Here is a 26,760-nt window from a genome sequence, read left to right as displayed (position 1 = left end):
TCAGTGCCGTTGGTGCTGGGATCTTTTTATTTTTGGGGTATCTGAAACGTGACAAACCTACCTAGTATCAAACAACTTCAATATTTAATCGCAGTTCACCAATACCAACATTTTGGTAAGGCGGCAACCGCGTGTTTTATTGGCCAATCAACATTGAGTAGTGCCATTCAAAATTTGGAAGAGATCCTAGGTTGTCAGTTAATTGAGCGTGAAAATCGTAGTTTGATGTTCACGGATATTGGTGAAGAGGTTGTTGAGCGAGCAAGAAAGATTATTGATGACACCATGAGCATCAAAGAGCTGACTCGCAGTTTCAAGCATCCGTTAAGTGGTAAGTTAACGCTCGGTGTGATTCCGACAATTGCGTCGTTTATTGCTGCACCGTTATATCAGTATTGTAAGCAGGTTTTTCCTGATCTTAACTTTGTCTTGGTTGAAGACACCAGCGACAATCTACTCGACAAGCTCGAACATGGTCACGTTGACATGGCGTTACTTGCACTGCCTTATCGTACCGACCGATTCCACACTCAAATATTGGCTCAAGATCGTTTTTCTTTAGTGCACCACAAAGATTACGATGCGGCAAAAGCGGTAGTTGATTTCAACGAGCTTCCTGAGCACAGTGTCTTTTTATTGGAACGAGAACATTGTATGACAGGTCATGCTTTGAGTGCGTGTCACTTGAATCGTAGTGAATGCATCAATCCTTTTGAAGCATCGAATTTACACACGTTGCTTAGCATGGTTGAATATCAAAATGGTGTGACGTTCTTACCGCAAATGGCAATCAATGCGGGAATCCTTGCTGGCAAAGATATGGTTGTAAAACCTTCACAAGGTGATGCATACCGAGATATAGGCCTAATATGGCGCAAGACAACAGGCCGTATTCGTGATTTTCGTTTATTCAGTGATAAGGTCGGAGAATTCGTCCAAACACGCTGTGAAAGTAAATAGGATTCCACTTCACCGCGCCATTTCTTAATTCATGCCCTGCGGAAGTGGGGCATTTTCCTGTTTTATCGCCACAACTAATGGGTTTTGGCATTGCCGCCTCTCTATATATCGTAAATTTTTAAAAACTTTCGCGCAAATTAAAACTATTTTCGATTGCCAGTCGACTAATTGAGTAAATGAATTCATGTTATTAAGTGACCACCGGGCACACATGGCATCCGAACACAAAGAGGTCTCGTGATTTTTTCAACGGAAGCAGGGCTAATCAAAAAAGCACAAGCTGGACATAAGCAAGCATGGCTTACTTTGGTTACGCGTTATGAAAAGCAGGTGTTCAATCATTGCCTACGTATGGTGGGACATCGTGAAGACGCGTGTGACTTAATGCAGGAGGTGTTTGTAAGCGTGTTTACTGCTTTGCCTCAATTTGCAGGGGATAGTCAATTTTCAACGTGGTTGTACAAAATTACCCATGCGCGCTGCGTTGATTTTTTTAGACGCAAGAAACCGCTTGAAATCATCGATGAAGAGCAACATGACTTAGGTGCAGAGCAGTCGCTGGTGATTGATGCAACGAACAGAGAAGTGTATTCAGCCCTACAGCAATTGCCGATAGAGCAAAGACAGATTGTTGAACTTAAATTTTTCCAACATCTTACGTTTGAAGAGATTGCCGACATAACGGATCTGAGTACGAACACCATTAAAACGAGGCTCTATAGCGCGCTGAAGAAGATGAAAAATCAATTAGAGGTGGTTCATGGCTAGTGCAGAAATTTTATTCGCAAAATGGCTGGATGGCATAACGCTATCAGACGATGAGCTAAAGCAATTGCGTCTTGACGCTGATTTTGGCCCTATGTTGGTAGAAGCGCAAGTTTGGCAATCTCGGGCACAAAGTTCGTTAGATGAGGACGTTCCCGCGTGGGACAGAGAATCAACCTATATTGGTACTAAAAGGATAGCAAGCCGATGGTACGCCATTGCTGCCAGTGTGGCGGTCATCGCATTGGCAAGTTGTGTCATTATGTGGTCCCAAAATCAGCAACTGACAGAACAAATGGCTTCACAACAGCAGCTTGTGCAACAGCAACAGCAACAAATCACAACCTTGCTTAGTCGGTTAGACAATCAACAGTTTAGCCAAAACTCAAAGTTGTTAGGTGCGGTAGAACACGTGCTGGCGACAAGTCGAGATGAACGACGTGAAGACATGAATGCGTTACTGCAACTTTGGAAAACACAAAGGGCACAAGACCAAGCTTTACTTCGATTGCAATTGAATGACATAGCAGAACAAGTTGAACACCTACCACAAACGAATGTGGCTAAATTAGAGGATCGTTAGTATGAAGATGAATTATATCGTTGCTGCATTCGCGGTTGCCCTAAGTGGTAACACCCTAGCAAAAGACCCTGATCTCAGCGCGATGGAAAGAGACGTGAGTATTTTTGAAAATGTGCTGGAGAGTGCACTGCAACATGACGTGGGTAAGTCCATTCGTGATGTTAAGGGGTTCTATCTTAAGCATCAAGGGATTGTATTTAATGTCAACGTTAAGACAGGGAATCGCTGGTTTTCACGATTCAGTGACGACAGTGGCGATGGAGCAATGGCATTCATGAGTCTTGACCCTGAAAGCCTTGACGCAATTGCAGAGCATTTGGGGAATTTCGGTGAAGATTTGGCCGATGCCTCGCGCGAAGCATATCACCAAACCATGGAAAATACGCGTCTGCAGGCTGAGGAAGTGCGAAGAAGTGCAGAGCAAGAGCGAGAGCTGAGTCGGGAAATCCGTGAACTGGAGCGGGAGCGAAGAGAACTCGGGTTCGCAAAAGGCTTAGAAGATAAGGATGAAAAAGCGGAGACTGAGCAGCGACTAAAGGAATTGGAAGCGAAAATTAAGACGCTTCAATCTCAACAAGAAACCTTAGCTGTTGAACAAAAAGAGCTTAAGCGCACAATGGCAGACCAAAAAGCAAAGCAGGCGTCGCAAAAACAAGAAGCACAAGCTGCAACCCAAGAAAAGTTAGATCAAGCATTGAGCAAATCGCTCTGTGATTATGGGGCAGGTTTAAAAACACTACCTGATGATGAACACGTAAGCTTTATTGTCACGGGCCTTACAGGCAATGGAAAACAGGTACATGTGTTTACAAAGGATGATATTCAAGCATGTGTGAGTGGCAAGCTCAGTGTTGCCAAATTGCGAGAGAAAGTAGAACGTTACACATTCTAAGAAATTAGGTGGCATTAGCCACCTTCTCGTATAGCTAAAATGGCTCAGTATTGGTGAAACCGACCTGTTTCAGCGAGATTTGGCAAGAAGAGTAAATACACCCACACGACCAAATTAAAATAAGGAATAAAGCCTAGTCCTGCAAACAGCTTAACTGGATATCCTTTCAAGTGCGCATTTTTGTAACATTGGTAAGCGATAAAGCAATTGGCTACCAGTAAAAAAGAGAGCAAAGCGAACATAATGAATCTCCTATTTATCCATGACGAGCCAATATCCATCAAACTAAACTATGTATGATCTAATTTAGGTAATCAGTAAGTTATATCGATTGATGTTTCTTAGCTCGATGTCGCCTATTTATCTGGAAAATCCCATTCCAAGGCGACATCGCTCGTAATGATCAGTATAGACGCTTCTAGGGGAAGTGGAAGCAAAAAATCGTGTAAAAGTGTTATGAAGCTGTTTTCTCGAGCAAAATAGTTTTGAGGGCGAGTGATAATTTCTCTATTGGCAATGGTCTTGAAATGTAATATCCCTGTCCATAATCCACACCAATTTCCTTCAATGCATCAAAAATTTCTTCATTTTCAACGTATTCAGCAACAGAACGCTTGTCTAGTGATTGGCTAATGTCATGCACCGCTTTGACTAGTGCGTGATCAATCGGATCATTCAACATATCGCGAACGAACGAGCCATCGATTTTAACGTGTTGGGCCGGTAGCTGTTTTAAGTAACTGAATGTACTAAAGCCAGTTCCAAAATCATCAATTGAGAAATGGCACCCCAAGTCATTGAGCTTTTCAATCATAGATCGAGTCGCGTTCAAATTGTTGATACTCGCTGATTCCGTGATCTCAAAGATGATCTTTGCAGGCGAAACTTGATATTCCACCAAGCAGTCTTGAATATGTGGCAATAATCGCTCATCCAAAAACGATTGTGCAGAAAGGTTAATTGCAATTTGGTTAAGATCTCTATGTTGTGACACGGCATGAATGGCATTGCGAATCACACATTGGTCCATTAAATAAGTGTCGTTCAGCATTTCTAGAGACGGAATAAATTGATTTGGGAATATCAGCTCATCGTTGATTTTAAGGCGCAGCAACACTTCAAAGTAAGCGACTTGAGCACGCTTAAAGTCCCAAATTGGTTGGTAGTGCAGTTCAATTTGATTGTTTTGCAGAGCCTGGCGTACGTTGTGTCCCCATTCAAGACCGGTTTGCATCGCATTGTTGTGTGAATCTTCTTTTGAATAACAATGGACAAGATTACGACCAAGACTTTTAGCAACATAAAGCGCGATGTCTGCTTGTTTTAGACATTCGCTTGGGTCACAGTTTTCTGTGGTAATTTGAGTTAATCCGATTGAGCAGCTGATTGCATAGCTCTGTTCTTCAGAGTGAAATTGGTGGCTATCAATCGCCATACAGATGCTTTCTGCAATTAAATGCGCGTCCAGCAATGACTTGTGTTTTAACAGTACCGCAAATTCATCACCGCCAATACGGAAAATTAAATGTTCGTCATCGATGTTGTGATTAAAAAGTTCAGCCACTTCTTTTAAGACGATGTCACCCTGCTGGTGGCCTTTTGAATCGTTGATGATTTTAAAGTGGTCAAGGTCGATGTAAATCAACGCATGCTCTTCATCCTCTGCCGCACGCGTTTCGTTGCAGAGGTTATTAAGCTGTTGGTCAAAATAGTAGCGATTATGTAGACCGGTTAATGTGTCATGCAAGGCAAGATGACGTAGCTGTAGTTCTGCTTCCTTACGCTCATGGATGTTGTCGAGCGTAGCGGTAATTGTTGCTCGGCTAGTTGAATTTTTAATGAGCTGAAAACGACATTCTACCCAAACCTCTCGTCCATTTTTGTGCATAAGACGAATTTCAGTCTGTGCCTGTTGTTCGTGCCCCGACAGAATACGCGCCATGACATCACGAAGCGGCTTTCGGTTTTGTGGAACCGTAAATTCGGTTAATTCATGCCCAAGGCTCATTTTTATGCCATGGCCAGAAAGCTGCTCCCACGCTGGATTAATAAAGCGAATCAACCCTGTTTCATCAAGCTCCATAACCACCGTGTTGAGATGAAGCAGAATCCGTTGGTGGGCAGAGAAAAGGTCTTTATAACGTTGTTCACTGCGGCTGAGCTGTTCCACTTTTTCGGCAAACTCGGCGTAACTCACCATAAAATCTTCACGACGTGCGGCATGGTCACAGACTTTGCTCAAAATGGAAATATCATAAGGTTCGCGCACGAAATCCGTGACCCCCAAAAGCAGTAACTGTTCAGCGTAATCCGCATCACGGTTATCTATGATGGTAACAATTGCTTGGTTGGGGTTGTGCTTTAGAATGTTTTCAACGAGTTGCTTTGCTGATTCTGAGCGTGTGGATGTCGCGTCAAGCAATACAATGGCGTATTGATTTTGAAGATATAAAGACAACGCCGCGGTGTGTGATGTGACATGAGTACAAGCGAAGTTCAGCGCAAGGTGCTGACAAATTTCTTCTGCGCGCTGTGGATTCGGTTCCAATAACAGTAAATTTAACCGGCTGCTTTTTTCTAAATGCGTAGACAATACGTTTGCGAGCACTTGCGGCAAAATATCTTGGCGTTCAAAAGGAAGCACCGCATCAATGCTATAGCTCCGTGCGGTGGTTTCTGCAATACGTTCGCAATAAGTCGGTGGAGTGAGCAATATCGGTGTGTTTTTGGGCGTGTGCAAAAGCCCTGAACGCACCATTCGCGCGAAACGCCAACCATCGATACGACCTACGTTAAGCCCCGTAATAATGACATCAACGGATCGCGTTTTAAGCAGTTGCAATGCAGCTAAGCTGTCGTCACTTTCAATGAATTGAAAAACGTCGAGGTTACTGAGGGTTTTTTTAATTATCGACCGTTCAGTATCACTGGCATTCAAAATGAGTAATGTCAGTTGTTCAGCCATGAAGAGAACACTCCAAGCCGATGTTGAGGTGATAAACCAAGTGCGCCTCGAATCTAATATATTGCTTCATAAAGTAAAATAGCAAAAGTAATGTGCCGAAACAGGTAATGTATAGCAATTACTTACGGTTGAACGGTTAGATTAATGCCTAATTGAGTGATAGACAAGCACTTGATTATACCTTTATTGCGCAATAGACTTGCGGCAATTTTGGTAAAAGAGGTCTGTCATGCGCGTAGCTGATTTTAGTTTTGAACTTCCTGATGAATTGATTGCACGATTTCCAAAGCAGGAGCGTTCGTCGAGTCGTCTTCTCACACTTAACGGCAACTCGGGTGAAATCGCACACAAAGTCTTTACCGATATTCTCGATTACATCGAACCAAACGATTTAATTATTTTCAATAACACCAAGGTGATCCCGGCTCGCATGTTTGGACAAAAAGCCTCGGGTGGCAAAATTGAAGTGCTAGTAGAGCGCGTGCTGGATGAACACCGAGTGCTTGCGCACGTGCGCGCGAGCAAAGCACCAAAAGCGGGCGCCAAATTGTTGCTTGAAGGTAAAGTCGACGCGACGATGGTGGGTCGTCATGGTGAATTATTTGAATTGCATTTTGATTGCGAACAAACGGTTTTCGATGTCTTAGAAGACATTGGTCATATGCCTTTACCTCCTTACATCGACCGCCCTGACAATGATTCAGACAAAGAGCGTTACCAAACCGTCTACGGTGAAAAACCCGGCGCGGTTGCTGCCCCAACGGCAGGATTACATTTCGATGAGCCGCTTTTGGAAAAGTTAAAAGCCAAAGGCGTGGATATGGCATACGTGACGTTGCATGTTGGTGCAGGCACATTTCAGCCAGTGCGTGTCGATTCGGTAGAAGAACATGTGATGCACTCTGAGTACATTGAAGTGCCTCAAGATGTTGTGGATGCGGTAAAAGCAACCAAAGCCAAAGGTGGACGAATTATTGCGGTAGGGACTACGTCGGTACGCTCGCTCGAATCTGCAGCAAAAGCCCATGGCGGGGAGTTAGCGACATTCTATGGTGACACTGACATTTTTATTTTCCCAGGCTATCAATTTAATGTGGTTGACGCCATGGTAACGAACTTCCATTTGCCTGAATCAACCCTCATCATGTTAGTGAGTGCGTTTGCAGGGCAAGATCATATTATGAATGCGTACGATGTCGCGATTAAAGAACAATATCGCTTCTTTAGTTATGGCGATGCGATGTTCCTTACACGACAAAACGAAAAATAAAAAAAAGCCTCGAGTTTCTCGAGGTTTTTTTTTACGGCTCTTTAATTGTGGTTTTTTGGCTCAATAATTAGAATTGCTTCTCCAAACAAGGTAAAATCGGGCAGTTTTAATCCATTGAGTTGAGCTACAACTCCTAAGCAGTTGGACTGTTTTTCCGACAAAAGAGGTCAAGATGAAATTTGAATTGGACTGTACAGACGGTAAAGCCCGTCGCGGACGCCTGATTTTTGAACGTGGTGTTGTTGAAACACCTGCCTTTATGCCAGTAGGTACTTACGGTACAGTTAAGGGCATGACGCCTGAAGAATTAGCCGGAACTGGGGCGCAAATTTGCCTGGGTAATACGTTCCACCTGATGTTGCGTCCTGGTACAGAAATCATCAAACAACATGGTGATTTACACGATTTTATGAATTGGGACAAACCCATTTTGACCGATTCAGGCGGTTTCCAAGTCTTCAGTCTTGGCGCAATGCGTAAAATCAGTGAAGAAGGCGTGTTGTTCAAGTCACCAGTAAATGGTGAGCGTATTATGCTAACGCCAGAGAGAGCGATGGAAGTACAGCGCGACTTAGGGTCAGATATCGTAATGATTTTTGACGAATGTACACCATACCCAGCGACTGAAAAACAAGCGCGCGATTCGATGGAATTGTCGCTACGATGGGCGAAGCGTTCTAAGCAAGCGCATGAAGGTAATGATTCTGCGCTGTTCGGTATTATCCAAGGTGGTATGTATCCAAACCTACGAGCTGAATCTCAGCAAGGTTTAGAGGAAATCGGCTTTGATGGTTATGCGTTAGGCGGTTTATCCGTCGGTGAGCCGAAAGAAGACATGATCAACATTTTGGACAATTGTGCCTATAAGATGCCAGCAGATAAGCCGCGTTACTTAATGGGCGTTGGTAAACCTGAAGACTTGGTTGAAGCAGTACGCCGTGGTATCGATATGTTTGACTGCGTTATGCCAACTCGTAATGCGCGTAACGGGCACTTATTTGTGTCAAATGGTGTCATTAAAATCCGTAACGCAGCGCACAAAACAGATACTAGCCCGCTAGATGCTGAATGTGATTGTTACACCTGTAAAAATTATTCTCGTGCTTACTTACATCACTTAGACAAGTGTAATGAAATCTTGGGAGCACGTTTGAATACGATTCACAACTTACGTTTTTATCAACGTGTTATGGCTGGTCTTCGCAACGCCATCTCGGAAGGTAAGTTAGATGAATTCGTGGCAGATTTTTATGCAAGACGTGGACTGCCTGTACCTCCTCTTGCGGAAAACGAAGAATAAAACATTAAAAATTTAAGAAACTAAGAGGAAGTGTTATGAGTTTATTTATCTCTTCAGCACACGCAAGTACTGCTGGCGCAGCGCCTGCTGGTGGTGGTATGGAAATGTTGATTATGCTGGGTATTTTTGGCCTAGTGTTTTATTTCCTAATATACCGCCCACAAGCTAAGCGTGTGAAAGATCACCGTGAACTAATGGGTGCATTGGCTAAAGGTGACGAAGTTTTAACGCAAGGTGGTCTTGTCGGCCGCATTACAAAAGTGTCGGATGACAAAGATTTTCTTGTAATTGCGCTGAATGACCAAGCAGAAGTGACTGTGCAAAAAGGTGCGGTTACGGCTGTGTTGCCTAAAGGCACAATGAAAGCACTATAACAATAAGGACTAAGCAGTGTTAAACAAGTATCCTTTATGGAAATACTTGCTAGTACTTACCGTTTTGCTTATGGGGATGCTCTACGCAGCTCCAAACTTGTATGGCCGTGATCCGGCCATTCAGGTTTCTGGTACGAAAGGTGCCAGTGCAGATTTGACGGTACTTGAGCAAGTAAATACCATCATCAACAAACACCAGCTCACGCCAAAATCATCTCGTCTAGAAAATGGTCAAATTCTCGTGCGTTTCAAAAACGTAGAAGACCAATTAAAAGCGCAAGATGCATTACGTGAAGAGTTAAGCAGCGAATACATTTCCGCAATTAACATGACGCCAGCGCAACCAGAATGGTTAAAACAACTCGGCGGCAACCCAATGAAATTGGGTCTGGACTTAAGTGGTGGTGTTCATTTCACGATGGAAGTGGACATGTCTACTGCGCTCGACAACGCGTTGTCACAAATGGAACAAGACTTCCGCTCAAGTCTACGTGATGAGAAGCTTCGTTATCGCACGGTACGCCGAGTAGCTGGAAGTGAGCGTATTTTGGTTGAAATGCGTTCAGCGGAAGACAAAGATGCAGCGGAACGCTTCTTGAAAAAGCGCGATCCATTAAACGTCTTTACTGATGACAGCAGCAACGAAAATGCGTTTTATGTCGCCTTGAGCGAACAAAAACTCAAAGAAATTCGTGACTACGCTATCAAGCAAAACGAAACCATCATTCGTAACCGTATTAACCAGTTAGGTGTTGCAGAACCAAACGTTCAACGCCAAGGTGCAGAGCGTATCATTGTTCAGCTTCCTGGTGTTCAAGACACGGCTTTAGCAAAAGAGATCTTAGGTGCAACCGCCACGCTTGAATTCCGTGAAGTAGACGAAGAAGCGGATGTGCGTGCTGCCGCAGAAGGACGCGTACCACCAGGTGCTGAAGTGCTGAAGCATAAAGATGGTTACCCTGTTGTGCTGAAAAAACGCGTTATTCTTGAAGGTAGTCACATTACGGGTGCGCAAAATAGTCTTGATGAATACCAACGTCCACAAGTTAACATTAACTTAGACAGCGCGGGTGGTGCAAAAATGAATGCATTCACGAAGCGTGCGATTGGTAAACGTATGGCTACAGTCTTTATCGAATACAAGCCTTCAGGTAAAAAAGACGCCAACGGTAAAGCGCTTCCTCCGACGAAAGTGGAAGAGGTGATTAACGTGGCGACTATCCAAGCGCGTTTAAATAGCTCATTCCGCATTACAGGTATCGACAGCCCAGCAGAAGCACACAACCTTGCGTTATTACTTCGTGCCGGTGCGTTGGTGGCCCCAATCCAAATCGTTGAAGAACGTACCGTAGGCCCAAGCCTTGGTCAGGAAAATATTGATGCGGGTATGATGGCTGTGGTGCTTGGCTTCGTGTTTGTACTCGCGTTCATGGCGATTTATTACAAAGGCTTTGGTCTTATTGCAAACTTAGCGCTTGCAGCAAACCTTGTCATGATTGTAGGTGTTATGTCGATGATCCCAGGTGCAACACTCACTTTGCCAGGCATTGCCGGTATCGTACTTACGGTCGGTATGGCGGTTGATGCCAACGTACTTATCTTTGAACGTATTCGTGAAGAGTTGGCGGAAGGACGTAGTCCTCAGCAAGCAGTGCACCATGGTTATGACAGCGCGTTTAGCACGATTTTTGATGCGAACATTACCACGTTAATTGCGGCGATTATTCTGTTCGCAGTCGGTACTGGCCCAATTGCGGGTTTCGCAGTAACGTTAGCGATTGGTATCATGACGTCGATGTTTACAGCGATTGTCGGTACTCGTGCGGTAGTGAACTTACTCATTGGTGGTAAGAAAGTCACTAAGTTGTCGATTTAAGGAGCGAACATGCAGTTATTAAATTTACAAAGCACCGTCCGCTTTATGTCCGTACGCAATCTAGCGATGGCGTTTTCGGGTTTACTGATGTTGGCAGCCGTTGTGTCTATGTTCACAAAAGGGATCAACTTTGGTTTGGACTTTACGGGTGGTACTTCGGTAGAAGTGAGCTTTTCACAACCAGCAAATCTAGCTGAAGTGCGTAAAGTACTTGCTGAAAACGATTTTTCCGATGCCTCTGTACAACTTTATGGTAGTAGTACTGAAGTATTGGTGCGATTAGCCCCTCGTGAAAGCAGCATTAAAGCGGAAGTTATTGGGAACCAACTGATTTCAGTTTTAAAAACAGTTGACCCTCAAATTGTCATGCGTAGCATTGAGTTCGTGGGCCCAAGTGTCGGTGAAGACCTCAAAGAGCAAGGTGGTCTTGCTATGCTGACCACGCTCATCTGTATCCTTATCTACGTAGCGTTTCGTTTTGAATGGCGTTTCGCCGTCGGTGCGGTATTGGCACTTTTCCACGACGTGTTATTGACTGTCGGTTTATTCTCGGTGTTAGGTCTTGAATTTGACTTAACTATCCTTGCAGCCATCTTGGCGGTAATCGGTTACTCGTTGAACGACACCATCGTTGTGTCGGATCGTATCCGTGAGAATTTCCGTAAAGTGAGAATCGACGACACGATTGAAATAGTTGATATTTCATTAACGCAAACCTTAAACCGTACCTTGATCACTTCATTAACAACGATTTTAGTACTTATTGCATTGTTCGTTTGGGGTGGTCAAACTATCCACGGTTTTGCGACTGCGCTGTTGTTTGGTATCTTCGTGGGTACTTATTCATCCGTTTATATTGCAAGTTCAATCGCCATTTTAATGGGGATCAGCAAAGAAGATTTGATCCCGGTTGAAGTTGAGAAAGAAGGTGCAGAGTTCGACGCAATGCCATAGGCACGTCGATGCTCTATCTTTAAACGCCGCGACCTCGCGGCGTTTTGCTTTTAGAACCTGACATTTGGAGAAGTCCATGCAGACCAAATGGCTTGTAAATGCCTTAACTCCTATCTTGTTCACGTTGCTTGTCGCGTGTGGGCCAACAAGTCCTAATGAATCGAATCTACCACCACCTGCTTTTCCGTTAGATGACGTACTAACAATACAAATTGAAATGCAATTTGTTTTGGATGAGCTGGACGCTCAGCATGATACTGCACGAATTACTCGTCATATCTTAGCGGTGCTTGGACTGGTGAATTTAATGCAGGAAAGCATAGTTCAACAAGAACGCTGTATAGCCGAATTCAAAGTGACCGAGGCGTTATTTGGTGCGTTAGAACAAGAAATGGAATTGCGCAGAATGGAAAAGGAATACGAGCGCATTAAACAAAAGAGCTCGGAGCCCGCGTGCTTTTACATCAATGCGACAGTCTGGCAGCTCGCGCGTGCAAACCAACAAGTTGAAAAAGGTGAGTATGAAAACAGCCGATATCATCTCTTATTGGCTCTGACTTTTTTTGATCAATACATTCGTACAAAGACCCGTTAAGTGATTGAAAAACATTCAAGGACAACCCACTGAATTCTATCTAGGTGTACTTTGATCAAAAAACAATAATGAAAGCGTAAATTGGTGTAGTTTCTGCAAAAATTATCTGAAATATAAAACAAATCTAGCTAAAGTTGTCAAAGAATAAGCAATTTAATGTTTTGAGTCACCTCAGTTACAAACAGGTACAAGCTGAAAAACTGCCATATTAGTGTAATAAAGTACTGATAACGTCAGTCATCTTTCATGTTCTTTAGGTTTTTGCGCAGTGAGCGAGCAGCAGGTATTACACAGCATCATTGAAAAAGGGGAAATACAAACGGTATTTCAACCCATATTTGATATTGCGAAAAAGCAAATACTTGGCTACGAAGCGTTAAGCAGAGGACCTAAAGGATCGGTGCTTGAATCACCTGATAGGCTATTTACAACCGCGAATGAAGCCGAAAAGCTCTCTGAGCTCGAGCTTCTTTGCCGAGATAGCGCCATCAAACATTTTGTCGCACTCGACCTCCCAGGTAAGCTGTTCATTAATGTCAGTCCTGTTACGTTACTCGACCCTCATCACCCTAGAGGAAAAACGCTTCATTTGCTTGATAAGTATGGCTTATCGGCCAATCGGGTGGTCATCGAAGTCACAGAGCAAGACAAAGTAGACGATGGGTTTTTGTTACTAAAAACGATTGCTCATTATCGCGAACTTGGCTTAAGTATTGCGATTGATGACTTAGGTGCAGGCTATTCAGGGCTAAAACAATGGTCGGAATTGTGTCCTGATTTTGTCAAACTTGACCGCTATTTTGTCGACCATTGTGACCAAAGTATCGTAAAGCGCGAGTTTTTAAAAACCATTATTGAATTGGCGAAAGCAACAGGGACCGCTGTGATTGCTGAAGGCATTGAACGTTCTGAAGAGCTCCGGCTACTTGAATCCTTGGGCATTGCACACGCGCAAGGCTTTTTGTTAGAGCGTCCTTCAAACAAGCCAAGTAAAGCACTGCATGACAATCGCTTATCGCAACTAAATCTAGCCGGTCCGAAAAGTACCTTACAAACATCGATGGTGATCGGTAATTTGGTACTAAAGCAACAGGCTATCGCGAGTTATACCAAGTGCAAAGACGCACATCATGTCTTTGAACAAGACAAGCGCGTTGTGAGTCTTGCAGTGGTGAACGAGTTTGGTCAGCCAATTGGCTTGCTGCACCGTGACCAACTCACGGAGGTATTTGCAGGTCCATATGGACACGCTTTGTTTGCGAAAAAGGCCGTGACGGAATTGATGGATAAGCAGCCATTGATAGTTGACGAAAACGATAAGCTAGACGTTGTTAGTCATCAGATCACCGAGCATGAATTTGATATTCGTCGCCACATCATTGTGACGCGCCACAGCAGCTACTTGGGTCTGGCACCGCTGCGTGACATTTTGAAACACATCACGGAAGAAAAAATTCGTCATGCACAACACGCTAACCCGCTAACGATGTTGCCCGGGAACGTGGCAATTAACGAAGCCATTGAACATCGGCTACGGTCGCAAAATGATTTTTCACTTGCTTATGTCGACCTAAATCACTTTAAGCAGTTCAACGATTTGTATGGCTACGCAAGCGGAGACAGTGTCATAAAATTGCTTGCGGATGTTACGGTACAAGTCTGTGCTGCGAGCCACTCTTTTGTAGGTCACATTGGTGGTGATGATTTTATGGTGGTATTCGATGGCGATGATGCGGAATTGCTATGCCATCAAATCATCGAGCAATTCGAAACTCAATCGAAAGCCTTTTTTACACCAGAGCACGTGAAATCCGGTGGGTATTGGGCGACAAATCGGGAAGGGCAAAAACAATTTGTACCCTTGCTGACGTTGTCGATTGGCCTTGTCAGACCGGATCTAGAGTTTTGTCAAAATAGTCATCAGGTTGCGGCATTGGCTACGGATGCGAAGAAAGAGGCGAAACGTTACCGTAACAGTTATTTGTTCGTCTGCAATCGCCGCAAACCCTCAGCGCCCATTGTACGACTGGCAAAATCAACGCAAGAAATGGTGTAAATAAGCCCCCATTTGACTCCATTTTACCGGACTCAATGAGTCCTTTTCGCTCTAAACAACACGTTTTAGAGTGTGATATTTCTCTTTTATACGTTGTTAAGCCTTCATTCCAAATAACAATTATTTCACTTGAGTATTTGCACCAGCCTGTGTAGCTTAGTTTAAACACAAAAAGGGGACAATCCATGAAGTGGTTAGTGACGCTGTTGGTATTGAGTCAAAGTTTTTGGGTCTATGCACTCGACACGGTGTATGTTGTGAAAGAGCAGCGGCCATTGTATGACAGAGATGTTTATCTCTTTGAGTTATTAGAAAAAGCGCTTCAGGCAGCAAAGTACAACGCACCTCTGGAATACGTAAAAGTGCATCCTCATCAACAACGCACGTTAATGATGTTAGCTCAAGGCAAGGTCGATGTACTTTGGAGTATGACGAGTCCTGAACGAGAAACCTTAGGTATCGCCGTTAAGGTGCCCCTGTTTAGAGGTTACATTGGAAAACGTGCGATATTGGTGAATCAAGATCAATTGGACCGCTTTGCCAATATCACAACGCTGGATGCGCTTCGTCCACTCGTCGCCGTCCAAGGTCATGACTGGCCTGACACGAAAATACTTGCCCACAATGACCTGACTGTTCGCCCTCAAGCTAAATACGAAGCGATGTTTTCGATGCTCAATAGCCATCAGGTTGATTATTTTCCTCGCGCCTTTATCGAAGTGTCCTCAGAGCTTGCATCATTTCAACGCTTTCCGTTAGCCATTGTGCCTAATGTTTACCTTCATTATCCAGCCGCATTTTACTTTTTCGTGAACAAAGACAAGCCTGCACTAGCCAAGGCGATAGAAAATGGGTTGGCGATTATGGAAAAAAATGGCGAGTTTAAATCGTTATTTGATCGCTATTTTGCGGCCAGTATCGCCGCGCTGAAGTTAGACAATGCGACCGTTATTGAGTTGGAAAATCCATATTTTGAGGTTGGAGCGACTGGGGGTTAAGCGTAGACGTCACTATAGGGCAAAAAAAAGGCTCGTCCTCGAGCCTCTTAAATGGAGAATTCTAAGTCGCTTACTTGAGTAAAGACTCTGTAAGTACTGGACGAATTTCTTTCACGATAGCTTGGCAAAGCTTCGGCGCACCACAAATGATGTTGCCGCTACGGTTGTAGTTTGCACCACCTGCGAAATCAGTGATCATACCACCGGCTTCTTTTACCAGTAATTCACCAGCTGCTGTATCCCAAGGCTTAAGACCGATTTCATAGAATCCGTCTACGCGACCTGCTGCAACATACGCCATATCCAACGCCGCAGAACCTGCGCGACGAATATCTGCTGTGTGCACGAAAAGGGCTTTGAACGCGTCTAAGTAAGCATCCATGTGGTGCTTGTTTTTAAATGGGAAACCTGTCGCAAGTACAGTACCAGATAAATCGTTCGCATTTGTAACACGAAGACGCTTGCTGTTAAGTTGAGCCCCTTGGCCACGGCTTGCCGTAAATAGTTCGCTACGTACAGGGTCGTATACAACCGCTTGCTCTACGCGGCCTTTAACTTTAAGTGCAATAGAAACTGCAAAGTGAGGAATACCCTTGATGAAGTTTGTTGTGCCATCAAGTGGATCGATAACCCAAAGGTAATCTGCATCTGTTCCTTCGATTTGACCTAGTTCTTCGCCCACAATTGAATGATTTGGGTAGGCTTTTAGAATTGTTTCGCGGATAACCGCTTCAGCGTCTTTATCTACATTCGTTACAAAGTCATTGCTGCCTTTTTGTGACGCTTCAACTTTTGATAAATCTTCACAAGCACGAAGGATAACTTTACCTGCATTACGCGCAGCGCGTACCGCAATGTTTAACATTGGATGCATAGCATTACCTTTAAGTTTTAAAAGAACAGGATCATTTCAAGCCGGCGTATTTTAGTGATTTTTATTCCGTTGTAAACATCTATTCGAAAAATTTTAGTGTAAAATTTGAACAGCGTTGTTATCGCTGACAAAATATGCAAAAGGCTAGGTCACGTTGCGAGCCTGTGCTAAAATCCGCGCCCGTTGTAAAGATTAAGAGTTGTGCTAATGGCTTTAAGTGATATTCGAATTGTACTGGTGAACACCTCCCACTCTGGCAATATCGGCTCGGTAGCCCGAGCGATGAAGACGATGGGGCTGTCAAAGTTATATCTTGTCGATCCTGCGTGTGAAGTGGATAGTCATGCAAGTGCACTGGCTGCTGGTGCAACGGATGTACTTGGCGCAAGTCAAACGGTTGCTTCGTTGCAAGAAGCCATTGCGGACTGCTCATTGGTGATTGGCACAAGCGCGCGTTCAAGAACGTTGTCTTGGCCGATGGTTGAACCACGTGAATGTGCGGATAAGTTAGTTGCAGAAGCCGTTAATGGCCCAGTTGCGTTAGTGTTTGGTCGTGAAAACAGCGGCTTAACGAATGAAGAATTGCAGCTTTGTAACTACCACGTATGTATTCCTGCGAACCCAGAATATAGCTCGCTAAATCTTGCGATGGCCGTCATGACGCTTAGTTATGAAATCCGCATGTCGCATCTCGCCACTCAAGATAAAGTGATTGAAGAAGACGACGTACGTTACCCAACTCAACAACAAATGGATCTGTTTTTCGAGCATTTAGAAAAAACCTTGAATGAAACGGGTTTCATCATCAAACAGCACCCAGGTATCGTGATGACACGCCTGCGTCGCTTGTTCACACGCGCAAGACCAGAAGATCAAGAACTTAATATTTTGCGCGGTATTCTGACGTCTATAGACCGTTCAATTAATGACAAAAAAGTAGACTAATCGCTAAGACAAATTCTGAAACGCGACGTCTATAATACTTGACTAATTTACTCAGGTAATTAGAATGTGAGCTAATACCTGAGTAAATTTATCAAGTATTCGCTGTTAACTGAACAACAATACTTGACTATCTTAGTCAGGTAATTAAAATTTGCGGTCTGGTTTTTAGCAAGGGGCGTGCATGAAACTCACATCAAAAGGTAGATACGCGGTTACCGCCATGTTGGACGTGGCATTACACGCGAGTATTGGGCCAGTTCCCCTTGCCGATATTTCCGAGCGACAAGAAATTTCATTGTCCTATTTAGAGCAACTTTTTGCTCGTTTACGTAAACACGGACTTGTCAGCTCGGTACGTGGCCCAGGCGGTGGTTATTTACTCGGTCGTGAAGCCGCGGCGATTTCTGTTGGTGACGTGATTAACGCGGTTGACGAATCGGTTGACGCGACACGTTGCCATGGATCAACCGGTGGTTGCCAAAGTGGTCTACGTTGTCTGACCCACTCTTTGTGGTCAGATTTGAGCATTCGAATAGAAGACTTTTTGAACAATATTACACTCGCTGAGTTGGTATCGAATACAGATGTTCAATCTGTGGCGACACGCCAAGATAACCAAGTCAAAAATACAGTGCAGCAATTAAATAATATTCAGGTGAGCTGTCAACTTTAGGTTGAAGCACAGCGGAGATAGAGATGAAGTTACCGATTTACTTAGATTATGCAGCAACTACTCCTGTGGATCCTCGCGTTGCAGAAGCAATGATGCAATGTTTAACGATGGATGGCACATTTGGCAACCCGGCTTCGCGTTCACACCGCTTTGGCTGGCAGGCTGAAGAATTGGTAGATCAAGCGCGTAACGATATCGCTGACTTAATCAACGCAGACCCGCGTGAAATCGTGTTTACCTCTGGTGCAACTGAATCAAATAACTTAGCGATTAAAGGTGCTGCGCATTTCTATCAAAAGAAAGGCAAACACCTAATCACGGTAAAAACAGAGCACAAAGCGGTGCTTGATACGTGCCGTGACCTCGAGCGTCAAGGTTTTGAAGTCACCTACATGGACGTGGAAGAAAACGGCATGTTGGATCTTCAGAAACTTGAAGCGGCAATGCGTGACGACACGATCCTAGTGAGCGTAATGCACGTAAATAACGAGCTAGGTGTTATTCAAGACATCAACGCAATCGGCGAAATGTGCCGCGCGCGTAAAATCATGTTCCACGTAGACGCTGCACAAAGTGCGGGTAAAGTGGAAATCGATTTACAGTCGCTGCCAGTGGATTTTATGTCTTTCTCAGGCCACAAAATTTATGGTCCAAAAGGCATCGGTGCTTTGTATGTTCGTCGTAAACCGCGTGCACGTTTAGAAGCACAAATGCACGGTGGTGGTCATGAGCGTGGTATGCGTTCAGGTACTTTGGCGACACACCAAATCGTTGGTATGGGCACGGCGTTCCGCGTCGCGAAAGAAGAATTTGCAAAAGACCATGCACACATCAGCAAGTTACGTCAGCGTTTGCTTGACGGTGTGAATGGTATGGAAGAAGTGTATTACAACGGTTGCCCAGAATCGTCAGTCCCGGGCATTGTGAACGTAAGTTTCAACTTTGTGGAAGGCGAATCATTACTGATGGCAGTAAAAGACATTGCGGTTTCTTCAGGTTCTGCATGTACTTCTGCAAGCCTTGAGCCATCTTATGTACTTCGTGCATTAGGTCGTAATGATGAGCTAGCGCACAGTTCAATCCGTTTCAGCATCGGTCGTTTTACAACTGAAGAAGAAATTGATTACACCGTTGATTTGATTAAAAACTCAATTGGTCGTCTGCGTGAAATGTCTCCACTTTGGGAGATGTTCAAAGATGGTATCGATTTGGACAGCGTTGAGTGGGCACACCACTAAGCCGCAATTACCGAGCAAGTAAAGATTTCGGGTAGTCAGAAGTGAAGGCTGGTTACCCAAACGAGTAGTGAGGAAAGCGTTATGGCGTACAGTGAAAAAGTAATTGATCACGTGGAAAACCCACGTAACGTTGGCTCGTTAGATAAAAACGACCCAAGTGTAGCGACAGGCATGGTTGGGGCTCCAGCATGTGGCGACGTAATGAAGCTACAAATCAAAGTGTCTGAAGATGGCGTAATTGAAGACGCAAAATTTAAAACTTACGGTTGTGGTAGCGCGATTGCTTCTTCATCACTTGTAACTGAGTGGGTGAAGGGTAAAACGCTTGATCAAGCTGCTGAAATCAAAAACACGGATATCAGTGCTGAGCTTGAATTGCCACCAGTGAAAATTCACTGTTCAATTTTGGCAGAAGACGCAATCAAAGCAGCAATTGCAGATTACAAGAGTAAACACGCGAAGTAAGAGAGTCGTAAACGATGGCAGTGACATTGACAGACGCAGCAGCCAGCCGCGTTCAAGCATTTTTGAAAAACCGTGGTAAAGGCGTTGGTTTGCGCGTAGGCGTTAAAACCACCGGCTGTTCAGGTCTTGCTTATGTACTAGAGTTCGTTGACGAAGTTGCAGAAGATGACGAAGTTTTTGAATTAAAAGACGTTAAGATCATCGTTGATGCAAAAAGCTTAGTGTACATTGATGGCACTGAGTTGGATTACACCCGCGAAGGTCTCAATGAAGGGTTTAAGTTTACTAACCCAAATCAAAAAGACGAATGTGGATGTGGTGAGAGTTTCACCGTCTAACGCCTATTACTTTGCTTGAGTCCGAAGCCCTGCCTTGGTGGGGCTTTGCCGTATCATAAAGATAGGACATTATGCGCTATTTTGAACTTTTTGGATTAACGCCAAGCTACCAAGTAGATTTAGCCAAGCTAAATCAACACTATCTCGAACTACAACGTGCCGTCCACCCTGATAAATTTGCGGGCAAAAGCGAACGTGAAAAATTGTTGGCCGTACAAAAAACGGCAGAGATCAATGACGCCCTCGCCACCTTAAAACACCCCGTGAAACGTGCAGAGTATATGCTTAGCGAAAAAGGCGTGGACATTCGTGCGGAACAACAAACTCTCCAAGACCCAATGTTCCTGATGGAACAAATGGAACTGCGTGAAGCCTTAAGTGAGATCCCAGACGCTGCAGACCCTGATGATGCGATTGCTGATTTCGAACAACAGATTAAAGTGTTGGATAAACGTTACAGCAGTGAACTGGGTGAGTTATTGAGTTCGGATGACAATGCGCAATTACAAAAAGCAGCAGATCACATTCGCAAATTGAAATTCGTTTATAAACTTAAAGACGAATTATCACGCATTGAAGACAGTTTATTGGATTAAGCATTAGTAGAGCATTGACCTCTATTTATGACGAGTGAAGAGCATCATGGCATTATTGCAAATTGCTGAGCCGGGGCAGAGCGCGGCACCTCATCAACACAAATTAGCTATCGGTATTGACCTTGGCACAACCAACTCTTTGGTTGCGACGGTACAAAGCGGAGAAGCAAAAACGCTAGTTGATCACGACGGTAAAGCCATGCTTCCGTCCGTTGTTCATTACCAAGAGAGTCGCGTTGTTGTCGGTCAAACAGCGTTAGATAACGCGATAAACGACCCTAGTAACACGTTGGTGTCGGTAAAACGTTTCCTTGGTAAGACAGCCACAGAGATCACAGCAAGCTATGGTCAACTACCCTACGTATTCAATGAAACGAGTGGTAGTTTGATGATTGAAACTGCGCATGGCCTCCAAAGTCCAGTGCAAACGTCCGCCGAAATTTTAAAAGTCCTAAAAGCGCGTGCCGAGGAAAGTTTTGGTGGTGAACCCATTGTCGGTTCAGTCATTACCGTGCCTGCCTACTTTGATGATGCTCAGCGCCAAAGTACAAAAGATGCCGCGGAACTAGCTGGCCTAAATGTGTTACGTTTATTGAATGAACCGACAGCAGCCGCAGTCGCTTACGGTCTGGATTCGGGTCAAGAAGGTGTGATTGCCGTTTATGACTTAGGCGGTGGTACATTTGATATCTCGATTCTGCGTTTGAACAAAGGGGTCTTTGAAGTACTTGCTACCGGCGGGGACTCGAGCCTAGGTGGTGACGATTTTGACGCCATTTTGGTTGAACACTTCAAAGCGCAAACGGGCATTACGGATCTCAACAACAAAGAACACCGTTTATTCATCAATAAAGCAAAAGCCTGTAAAGAAGCGTTGAGTAGTTATGAGAAAGTCAATGTAGGCCTTGAGCTACGTGATGCTCAGCATATGGTGACCGTCACGCGTGCACAGTTTGCTGAGTTAGTTGAAAGCTTAGTGAAAAAGACGCTTCGAGCGTGTCGTCGTGCAGTTAAAGATGCGGAAGTCGAACTCGACGACATCATCGAAGTCGTGCTGGTAGGTGGTTCAACTCGTATGCCGGTTATTCGTGAGGCTGTTGAAGAATTCTTTGGCAAAACGCCTCTGACGAGCATTGACCCTGATCGTGTTGTTGCTATTGGAGCAGCGATTCAAGCGGACGTGTTGGTAGGTAACAAGCCGGACTCTGAAATGTTGCTTTTGGACGTGTTACCACTTTCATTAGGACTCGAAACCATGGGTGGATTGGTGGAGAAGATCATTCCACGCAATACCACAATCCCCGTTGCAAGAGCGCAAGAGTTTACGACGTTCAAAGATGGTCAAACGGCGATGTCTCTGCACGTACTACAAGGTGAGCGCGAGTTAGTGGATGATTGCCGTTCGCTTGCTAAATTCAGTTTGAAGGGTATTCCACCAATGGCTGCGGGTGCTGCACACATTCGTGTGACATTCAAAGTGGATGCGGACGGATTACTCAGTGTAACGGCGATGGAAAAATCCACAGGTGTGCAAGCTGAAATCCAAGTGAAGCCTTCCTTTGGTTTGTCAGATGACCAAGTGGCAAACATGCTGAAAGAGTCCATCAGTCATGCTCGTGATGACATGAAGCTACGCATGCTCAAAGAGCAGCAAGTTGAAGCGTTACGCGTATTAGAAGCGCTTGAAGCATCACTTGCGACCGACGCACATTTATTGGATGAAGAAGAACTTAATGAACTTCGCGTTGCTATGAACGCGTTAAATGTGAAACGCGAAAACGCAGCAGACCCAGATGAAATTAAAACGGCAATCGAAGCCGTAGATAAAGCGAGCAGTGAATTTGCTTCTCGCCGTATGGACCAATCAATCAAGCGAGTACTGCAAGGGCAGTCAATCGACGAGGTGTAACATGCCACAAATTATTTTCTTACCCCATCATGAGCTTTGCCCTGAAGGTGCGGCAATTGAAGCCAAAAGTGGCGAAACAGTACTTGATGTTGCATTGAAAAACGGCATTGCGATTCCTCATGCCTGTGAAAAATCGTGTGCCTGTACGACGTGTCACATTGTAATTCGTGAAGGCTTTGATTCGCTCGAAGAAAGTGATGAGTTAGAAGAAGACATGCTCGATAAAGCATGGGGATTGGAACCCGAGTCACGCCTCGGTTGCCAAGCGGTTATTGCAGACGAAGACTTAGTTGTCGAGATCCCGAAATACAATCTGAATATCGTGAACGAAGATCACTAATCGAATGCAGAAAAGAAAAGGCGGTTTACGAAAGTAACCGCCTTTTTTGTTTGTGTATGGAAGGTTTCGTGTTGCAGTGGATATTAAATCTATCGAGGTTAAGAGATAATTCACCCTTTCTCCCCTAAAGTTAGGGTTAAAACGGTTCACGTCACTATGAATTCCATCAATTTAATGACTTCTAGGAGTAACGCTATGGATAAAATCATATCTCGTTTTGAAGGTGGTTGGCAGCAACCTGAGTCAGCACAAGCAGGCCACTTTGCCGTGTACGATCCTGCCACTCAAGAAGTCATTGCCCGTGTTGAGGAAACTGTACTGGATTCATTAGCGAAAGTGGTCGTTAATGCACAAACTGGGTTAGCCGCTCTTCGTCAGAAAACGGCAACTCAACGAGCACAAATTTTGCGAACCTGGTATGAGTTGATTGTTGAAAATCGCGATGTGTTAGCTGAACTTGTAACACGAGAAAGTGGTAAACCTTTGAGTGAATCGCTCGCCGAAGTGGATTACGCAGCAGGCTTTGTAATTTGGTACGGTGAAGAAGCGAAACGAGCTTACGGACAAATCATTCCCGCGACAGCCATTAATCAGAAAGTCTCCACGATTAAACAGCCTGTTGGGGTGGTGTTTGGTATTACACCATGGAATTTCCCACTGGCGATGATCACGCGTAAAGTCGCCCCAGCCTATGCCGCAGGATGTAGTTTTATTTTAAAACCGTCGGAAACCACGCCGCTTAGCGCTATTGCGCTACATCATCTTGCACTTGAAGCAGGTTTCGAAGTGCAAGATTGGCAACTGGTCCATACACAAGAACCGAAAGCCCTCGCGTCCTATTTCTGCGGTTCAGCAGCGGTGCAGAAAATTACGTTTACTGGCTCAACTCAAGTGGGCAGAAGCTTAATGGAGCAGGGGGCATCGACGATTAAACGCTTGTCTCTAGAACTTGGTGGTAATGCGCCGTTTATTGTTTTTGCGTCCGCGGATGTAGATGCTGCCGTGGAGGGGTTGATAGCTGCAAAGTACCGTAATGCGGGGCAAACCTGTATTGCAGCGAATCGCGTGTTTGTTGAATCGGCTTGTTATGAGGAATTTTTGACGAAATTAACGGCCAAAGTAGCGACACTCAAACAAGGAAATGGTCTGCAATCGGGTATTGCCTTAGGGCCTCTCATTAATGCGAAAGCAAAAGAACGCGTAACTTCGGTTGTAAACGAGGCGCTTATTGCGGGGGCTACTTTGCATTATCAAGCGAAAGATTTGGGTGGGAATTTCTATCCGGCCACTATTTTGACTGAAGTTAAGGCTGAGATGGCGGTGGCGAATCAAGAGTTGTTCGGCCCGATTATCGCCATTCAGCAGTTTACGACTGAGGATGAAGTCATCGCCTTCGCTAACAACGTGCCGGAAGGTTTAGCGAGCTATTTCTACAGTTCGCATGCCGGGCAAATTGAACGTGTGGGCAATGCCCTGCAGTGTGGGATGGTTGGCATAAACACGGGGGCAATATCCAATCCCGCCGCGCCTTTTGGGGGGATGAAGCAATCAGGTTTGGGTCGTGAAGGTGCGCAGATTGGATTGGATGAATATTTGGAAGTGAAATACCTTTGCCAAACTTTTTGATCAGTGAATCATCTTCGCATGACGTTGCTCGACCTATGGTCTATTGCAATTTCACCTGATGACGCTAGACTCTCGAACCTATTATTGTTTCTAAATCTAGTTCAATGGCATGACTGATCCTGTCTCTGTTTCGTTGTTTATTCTAGCCGGTGGTTTTGGGAGTCGCTTTGGTGGCGATAAGCAAATCGCCGAACTGCCTCATTTTCGTAAAACGATTATGGAGCTCAATACGCTAGACGCGTATCAAGCGGGGATCCGCAAAGTGGTACTTATCATTAATGACAAAGTTGAAACAGTGATCAGAGAGGTGATTCTGCCGAGGCTTCCCAACGATCTTGAGGTTGTCCTAGTCAATCAGCGTATAGCAAACGTACCAAAAGGGTTTGAGCTTAAAGCTCAAACGCGAGAGAAACCGTGGGGCACAGGTCACGCGCTTTGGTGCGCTAGAAACCAAATAATTGGACCCAGTGTGTTAATCACCGCGGATGATTACTATGGTGATGATGCATTTTCACAGATTGTCGCGCATTTTGCCAAAAGGTCCGCGCAGTGCGCTATGGTTGCTTATCCACTGGAACACACATTGTCAGAGTCGGGTGGAGTGAATCGAGGTATTTGTCAGGTGAAAGAAGGGTTACTCGAACTCGTTGTAGAGCACTTAGACATTGCCGTTTATGCTGGGCAACTAACGGGGCGCACAGATGCAGACGCGAGAGTCCTGCTTGATAGTAGCGCACCATCATCAATGACGTTTTGGGGTTTAACACCAGCCATTATTCCTTGTTTGGAGGCGGGGTTTGGCGAATTTATGGAAAAGTATGACACCGATGTCAAAAAAGAGTACTATTTGCCCGATTGCATCCAGCAAGCAATCATTGCTAACCACATTGAGGTTGCAGTATATACTGCAACTCAGCCTTGGTTTGGTATGACTTACCAACAAGAATTAGAACGCATTTCGGAAAAGATTTATGAATCACGTCAGGGACGCTATTCAAACTGCCCAGCCAGTGACATCAAAGAGTAGTTTAGATATGAGTAATTTACCCCTCGCTGTAGAACTTGCCGGCCTGTTTGGGCTTTCTGAGCAAGGTCTAAAATTAAACCCTATCGGTAATGGTCATATCAATACAACAATGTTACTTCGTGACAAAGAACAGGCTTTGGTCGTGCAGAAGTTGAATACGGACGTATTTCCAGATCCGGAACAGCTGGTGAATAATGCTCGTTTGATTGAAAAGCACCTATCAGAAAAAGCAGAAAACGCGCTTTATTCGCTGGAGATAATCAAACATCTCCCAACCACACAAGGCGAGTTTCTTGCGGATATAAATGGTGAAAAATGGCGTGCTCTCGAATTTATCGGGGGGAGTTTTAGCGAAGAAGTCGTGAAAAGCGCCGAGCAAGCAGAAATTGCAGCAAGTGCGTTTGGGCAGTTTGCTGCTGCACTACAAGACTTTGATGCCAAGCAATTGTTTCCTGTTATCCCTAATTTTCACAATTTGGCGATGCGTGTTGAATTGTTTAAAGACAAAGTGGCAAAGGACGTGGTTGGTCGTGTTGTCACCGCGCAAAATGAAATCGCATTTTGTTTTGATCAATTTGGTTTAGCGGATGAGTTGGCCAATTTACGCAATGTGCCGTTACGTCCATGTCATAACGATACGAAAATCAACAATATGCTTTTCTGTACTGAAACAGAAGTCGCCAAAGCGGTGATTGATCTAGATACGTGTATGCCGGGATACTGGTTGTGCGATTTCGGCGACATGGTACGCACATGCTGCTCACCCGAAGCGGAAGACTCTACAAACTTAGAGAACGTTAAGGTACGAGAAGATATCTTTCATGCACTTGTGAAGGGCTATGCGAAGCCTCTTGCGCCATTTATTACAAATGATGAACTACAGAGTTTTTGGCTCGGTGCGAAAGTGTTGCCGTTTATGATTGGTTTGCGTTTTTTGACGGACTACCTCGACGGAGATAACTATTTTTCGACTAAGTACGCCGAGCATAACTTGGTGCGAGCCCGTAACCAATTTGCGTTATACCAAGACGTGTGTCGCCAAGAATCGGTCTTAAAATCGATGCTGGAAGCGATTTAAAGTCGCGTCGACAAGACAATGATTACTGTAAAAAGCGCCTTGGCGCTTTTTTTGTTTGCTGAA

The 26,760-nt window shown here is 44.6% G+C and carries 26 protein-coding genes; 23 read left to right on the top strand and 3 right to left on the bottom strand.

What is annotated here, in order from left to right:
- The first annotated feature begins 48 nt into the window (after window positions 1–48).
- The 4 genes from NI389_RS08695 to NI389_RS08680 all read left to right on the top strand — a co-directional run bounded on the left by NI389_RS08695 (window position 49) and on the right by NI389_RS08680 (window position 3,200).
- Window positions 49–960: a hydrogen peroxide-inducible genes activator gene (locus NI389_RS08695; RefSeq protein ID WP_308359298.1), complete on the top strand. Its 912-nt coding sequence runs from the start codon at window positions 49–51 to the stop codon at window positions 958–960.
- Window positions 961–1,197: 237 nt separating this feature from the next.
- Window positions 1,198–1,728: an RNA polymerase sigma factor gene (locus NI389_RS08690; RefSeq protein WP_308359296.1), complete on the top strand. Its 531-nt coding sequence runs from the start codon at window positions 1,198–1,200 to the stop codon at window positions 1,726–1,728.
- Window positions 1,721–2,308, top strand: coding sequence for a hypothetical protein (locus NI389_RS08685; RefSeq protein WP_308359295.1), 588 nt, complete (start codon window positions 1,721–1,723; stop codon window positions 2,306–2,308). The genes NI389_RS08690 and NI389_RS08685 overlap by 8 nt, the downstream gene beginning before the upstream one ends.
- A gap of 1 nt (window position 2,309) precedes the next feature.
- Window positions 2,310–3,200: a hypothetical protein gene (locus NI389_RS08680; protein WP_308359294.1), complete on the top strand. Its 891-nt coding sequence runs from the start codon at window positions 2,310–2,312 to the stop codon at window positions 3,198–3,200.
- A gap of 44 nt (window positions 3,201–3,244) precedes the next feature.
- Here the strand turns inward: NI389_RS08680 and NI389_RS08675 are convergent, their stop codons facing one another.
- Window positions 3,245–3,442 carry a hypothetical protein gene (locus tag NI389_RS08675; RefSeq protein WP_208844405.1) on the bottom strand — a complete coding sequence of 66 codons (198 nt, stop codon included), beginning with the start codon at window positions 3,440–3,442 and terminating at the stop codon, window positions 3,245–3,247.
- Window positions 3,443–3,654: 212 nt separating this feature from the next.
- Window positions 3,655–6,165 (bottom strand): EAL domain-containing protein, encoded by a 2,511-nt coding sequence (locus tag NI389_RS08670; protein ID WP_308359290.1) that lies wholly within the window; start codon window positions 6,163–6,165, stop codon window positions 3,655–3,657.
- A gap of 229 nt (window positions 6,166–6,394) precedes the next feature.
- Here NI389_RS08670 and queA point away from each other — a divergent pair, with 229 nt between their 5' ends.
- The 8 genes from queA (at window position 6,395) to NI389_RS08630 (ending at window position 15,588) form a co-directional block, all read left to right on the top strand.
- A complete protein-coding gene (gene queA, locus NI389_RS08665; RefSeq protein WP_308359288.1) occupies window positions 6,395–7,435 on the top strand; it encodes a tRNA preQ1(34) S-adenosylmethionine ribosyltransferase-isomerase QueA in 1,041 nt (346 codons plus the stop codon).
- A 172-nt stretch (window positions 7,436–7,607) separates the two neighbouring features.
- Complete coding sequence (tgt, locus tag NI389_RS08660) at window positions 7,608–8,735, top strand: tRNA guanosine(34) transglycosylase Tgt (RefSeq protein WP_308359286.1); 1,128 nt, start codon at window positions 7,608–7,610, stop codon at window positions 8,733–8,735.
- Between the two features lie 35 nt (window positions 8,736–8,770).
- Window positions 8,771–9,109: a preprotein translocase subunit YajC gene (gene yajC / locus NI389_RS08655; protein WP_208844403.1), complete on the top strand. Its 339-nt coding sequence runs from the start codon at window positions 8,771–8,773 to the stop codon at window positions 9,107–9,109.
- Window positions 9,110–9,125: 16 nt separating this feature from the next.
- Window positions 9,126–10,985, top strand: coding sequence for a protein translocase subunit SecD (secD, locus tag NI389_RS08650; protein WP_208844402.1), 1,860 nt, complete (start codon window positions 9,126–9,128; stop codon window positions 10,983–10,985).
- Window positions 10,986–10,994: 9 nt separating this feature from the next.
- Complete coding sequence (gene secF, locus NI389_RS08645; protein ID WP_308359283.1) at window positions 10,995–11,939, top strand: protein translocase subunit SecF; 945 nt, start codon at window positions 10,995–10,997, stop codon at window positions 11,937–11,939.
- A 76-nt stretch (window positions 11,940–12,015) separates the two neighbouring features.
- Window positions 12,016–12,534, top strand: a complete 519-nt coding sequence (locus tag NI389_RS08640; protein WP_308359281.1) for a hypothetical protein — start codon at window positions 12,016–12,018, stop codon at window positions 12,532–12,534.
- A gap of 268 nt (window positions 12,535–12,802) precedes the next feature.
- The gene (locus NI389_RS08635; RefSeq protein ID WP_308359279.1) at window positions 12,803–14,590 is read left to right on the top strand and encodes a bifunctional diguanylate cyclase/phosphodiesterase; all 1,788 of its coding nucleotides are present in this window, start codon (window positions 12,803–12,805) and stop codon (window positions 14,588–14,590) included.
- Window positions 14,591–14,775: 185 nt separating this feature from the next.
- Window positions 14,776–15,588: a substrate-binding periplasmic protein gene (locus NI389_RS08630; protein WP_308359277.1), complete on the top strand. Its 813-nt coding sequence runs from the start codon at window positions 14,776–14,778 to the stop codon at window positions 15,586–15,588.
- A gap of 70 nt (window positions 15,589–15,658) precedes the next feature.
- Here NI389_RS08630 and suhB read toward each other — a convergent pair whose 3' ends face one another.
- A complete protein-coding gene (gene suhB, locus NI389_RS08625) occupies window positions 15,659–16,462 on the bottom strand; it encodes an inositol-1-monophosphatase (RefSeq protein ID WP_308359276.1) in 804 nt (267 codons plus the stop codon).
- A gap of 207 nt (window positions 16,463–16,669) precedes the next feature.
- Between suhB and trmJ the strand changes: the two genes are divergently transcribed.
- The 11 genes from trmJ to NI389_RS08570 all read left to right on the top strand — a co-directional run bounded on the left by trmJ (window position 16,670) and on the right by NI389_RS08570 (window position 26,697).
- Window positions 16,670–17,407 (top strand): tRNA (cytosine(32)/uridine(32)-2'-O)-methyltransferase TrmJ, encoded by a 738-nt coding sequence (gene trmJ / locus NI389_RS08620; RefSeq protein ID WP_308359274.1) that lies wholly within the window; start codon window positions 16,670–16,672, stop codon window positions 17,405–17,407.
- Window positions 17,408–17,588: 181 nt separating this feature from the next.
- Window positions 17,589–18,080 carry a Fe-S cluster assembly transcriptional regulator IscR gene (gene iscR / locus NI389_RS08615; protein WP_308359272.1) on the top strand — a complete coding sequence of 164 codons (492 nt, stop codon included), beginning with the start codon at window positions 17,589–17,591 and terminating at the stop codon, window positions 18,078–18,080.
- Between the two features lie 23 nt (window positions 18,081–18,103).
- Window positions 18,104–19,318, top strand: a complete 1,215-nt coding sequence (locus NI389_RS08610) for an IscS subfamily cysteine desulfurase (RefSeq protein WP_308359271.1) — start codon at window positions 18,104–18,106, stop codon at window positions 19,316–19,318.
- An 81-nt stretch (window positions 19,319–19,399) separates the two neighbouring features.
- Window positions 19,400–19,783 carry a Fe-S cluster assembly scaffold IscU gene (gene iscU, locus NI389_RS08605; protein WP_308359269.1) on the top strand — a complete coding sequence of 128 codons (384 nt, stop codon included), beginning with the start codon at window positions 19,400–19,402 and terminating at the stop codon, window positions 19,781–19,783.
- 14 nt (window positions 19,784–19,797) lie between these two features.
- Window positions 19,798–20,121 carry an iron-sulfur cluster assembly protein IscA gene (iscA, locus tag NI389_RS08600; protein WP_208844394.1) on the top strand — a complete coding sequence of 108 codons (324 nt, stop codon included), beginning with the start codon at window positions 19,798–19,800 and terminating at the stop codon, window positions 20,119–20,121.
- A 71-nt stretch (window positions 20,122–20,192) separates the two neighbouring features.
- Window positions 20,193–20,717 (top strand): co-chaperone HscB, encoded by a 525-nt coding sequence (gene hscB, locus NI389_RS08595; RefSeq protein WP_308359266.1) that lies wholly within the window; start codon window positions 20,193–20,195, stop codon window positions 20,715–20,717.
- A gap of 46 nt (window positions 20,718–20,763) precedes the next feature.
- Window positions 20,764–22,626: a Fe-S protein assembly chaperone HscA gene (gene hscA, locus NI389_RS08590; RefSeq protein ID WP_308359264.1), complete on the top strand. Its 1,863-nt coding sequence runs from the start codon at window positions 20,764–20,766 to the stop codon at window positions 22,624–22,626.
- A gap of 1 nt (window position 22,627) precedes the next feature.
- Entirely contained in the window at window positions 22,628–22,966 is a 339-nt protein-coding gene (fdx, locus tag NI389_RS08585; protein ID WP_208844391.1) for an ISC system 2Fe-2S type ferredoxin, read from the top strand.
- Between the two features lie 195 nt (window positions 22,967–23,161).
- Window positions 23,162–24,592, top strand: coding sequence for an NAD-dependent succinate-semialdehyde dehydrogenase (locus NI389_RS08580; protein WP_308359260.1), 1,431 nt, complete (start codon window positions 23,162–23,164; stop codon window positions 24,590–24,592).
- A 109-nt stretch (window positions 24,593–24,701) separates the two neighbouring features.
- Entirely contained in the window at window positions 24,702–25,619 is a 918-nt protein-coding gene (locus tag NI389_RS08575) for a nucleotidyltransferase family protein (RefSeq protein ID WP_308359258.1), read from the top strand.
- A 7-nt stretch (window positions 25,620–25,626) separates the two neighbouring features.
- Window positions 25,627–26,697: a phosphotransferase enzyme family protein gene (locus tag NI389_RS08570; protein ID WP_308359256.1), complete on the top strand. Its 1,071-nt coding sequence runs from the start codon at window positions 25,627–25,629 to the stop codon at window positions 26,695–26,697.
- The last annotated feature ends 63 nt before the right edge of the window (window positions 26,698–26,760 follow it).

The organism is Pseudoalteromonas xiamenensis (assembly GCF_030994125.1).
Taxonomy (GTDB): domain Bacteria; phylum Pseudomonadota; class Gammaproteobacteria; order Enterobacterales; family Alteromonadaceae; genus Pseudoalteromonas; species Pseudoalteromonas xiamenensis_B.
The sequence above is the reverse complement of the archived record's forward strand: the minus strand, read 5'-3'. Positions and strand labels throughout refer to the sequence as shown.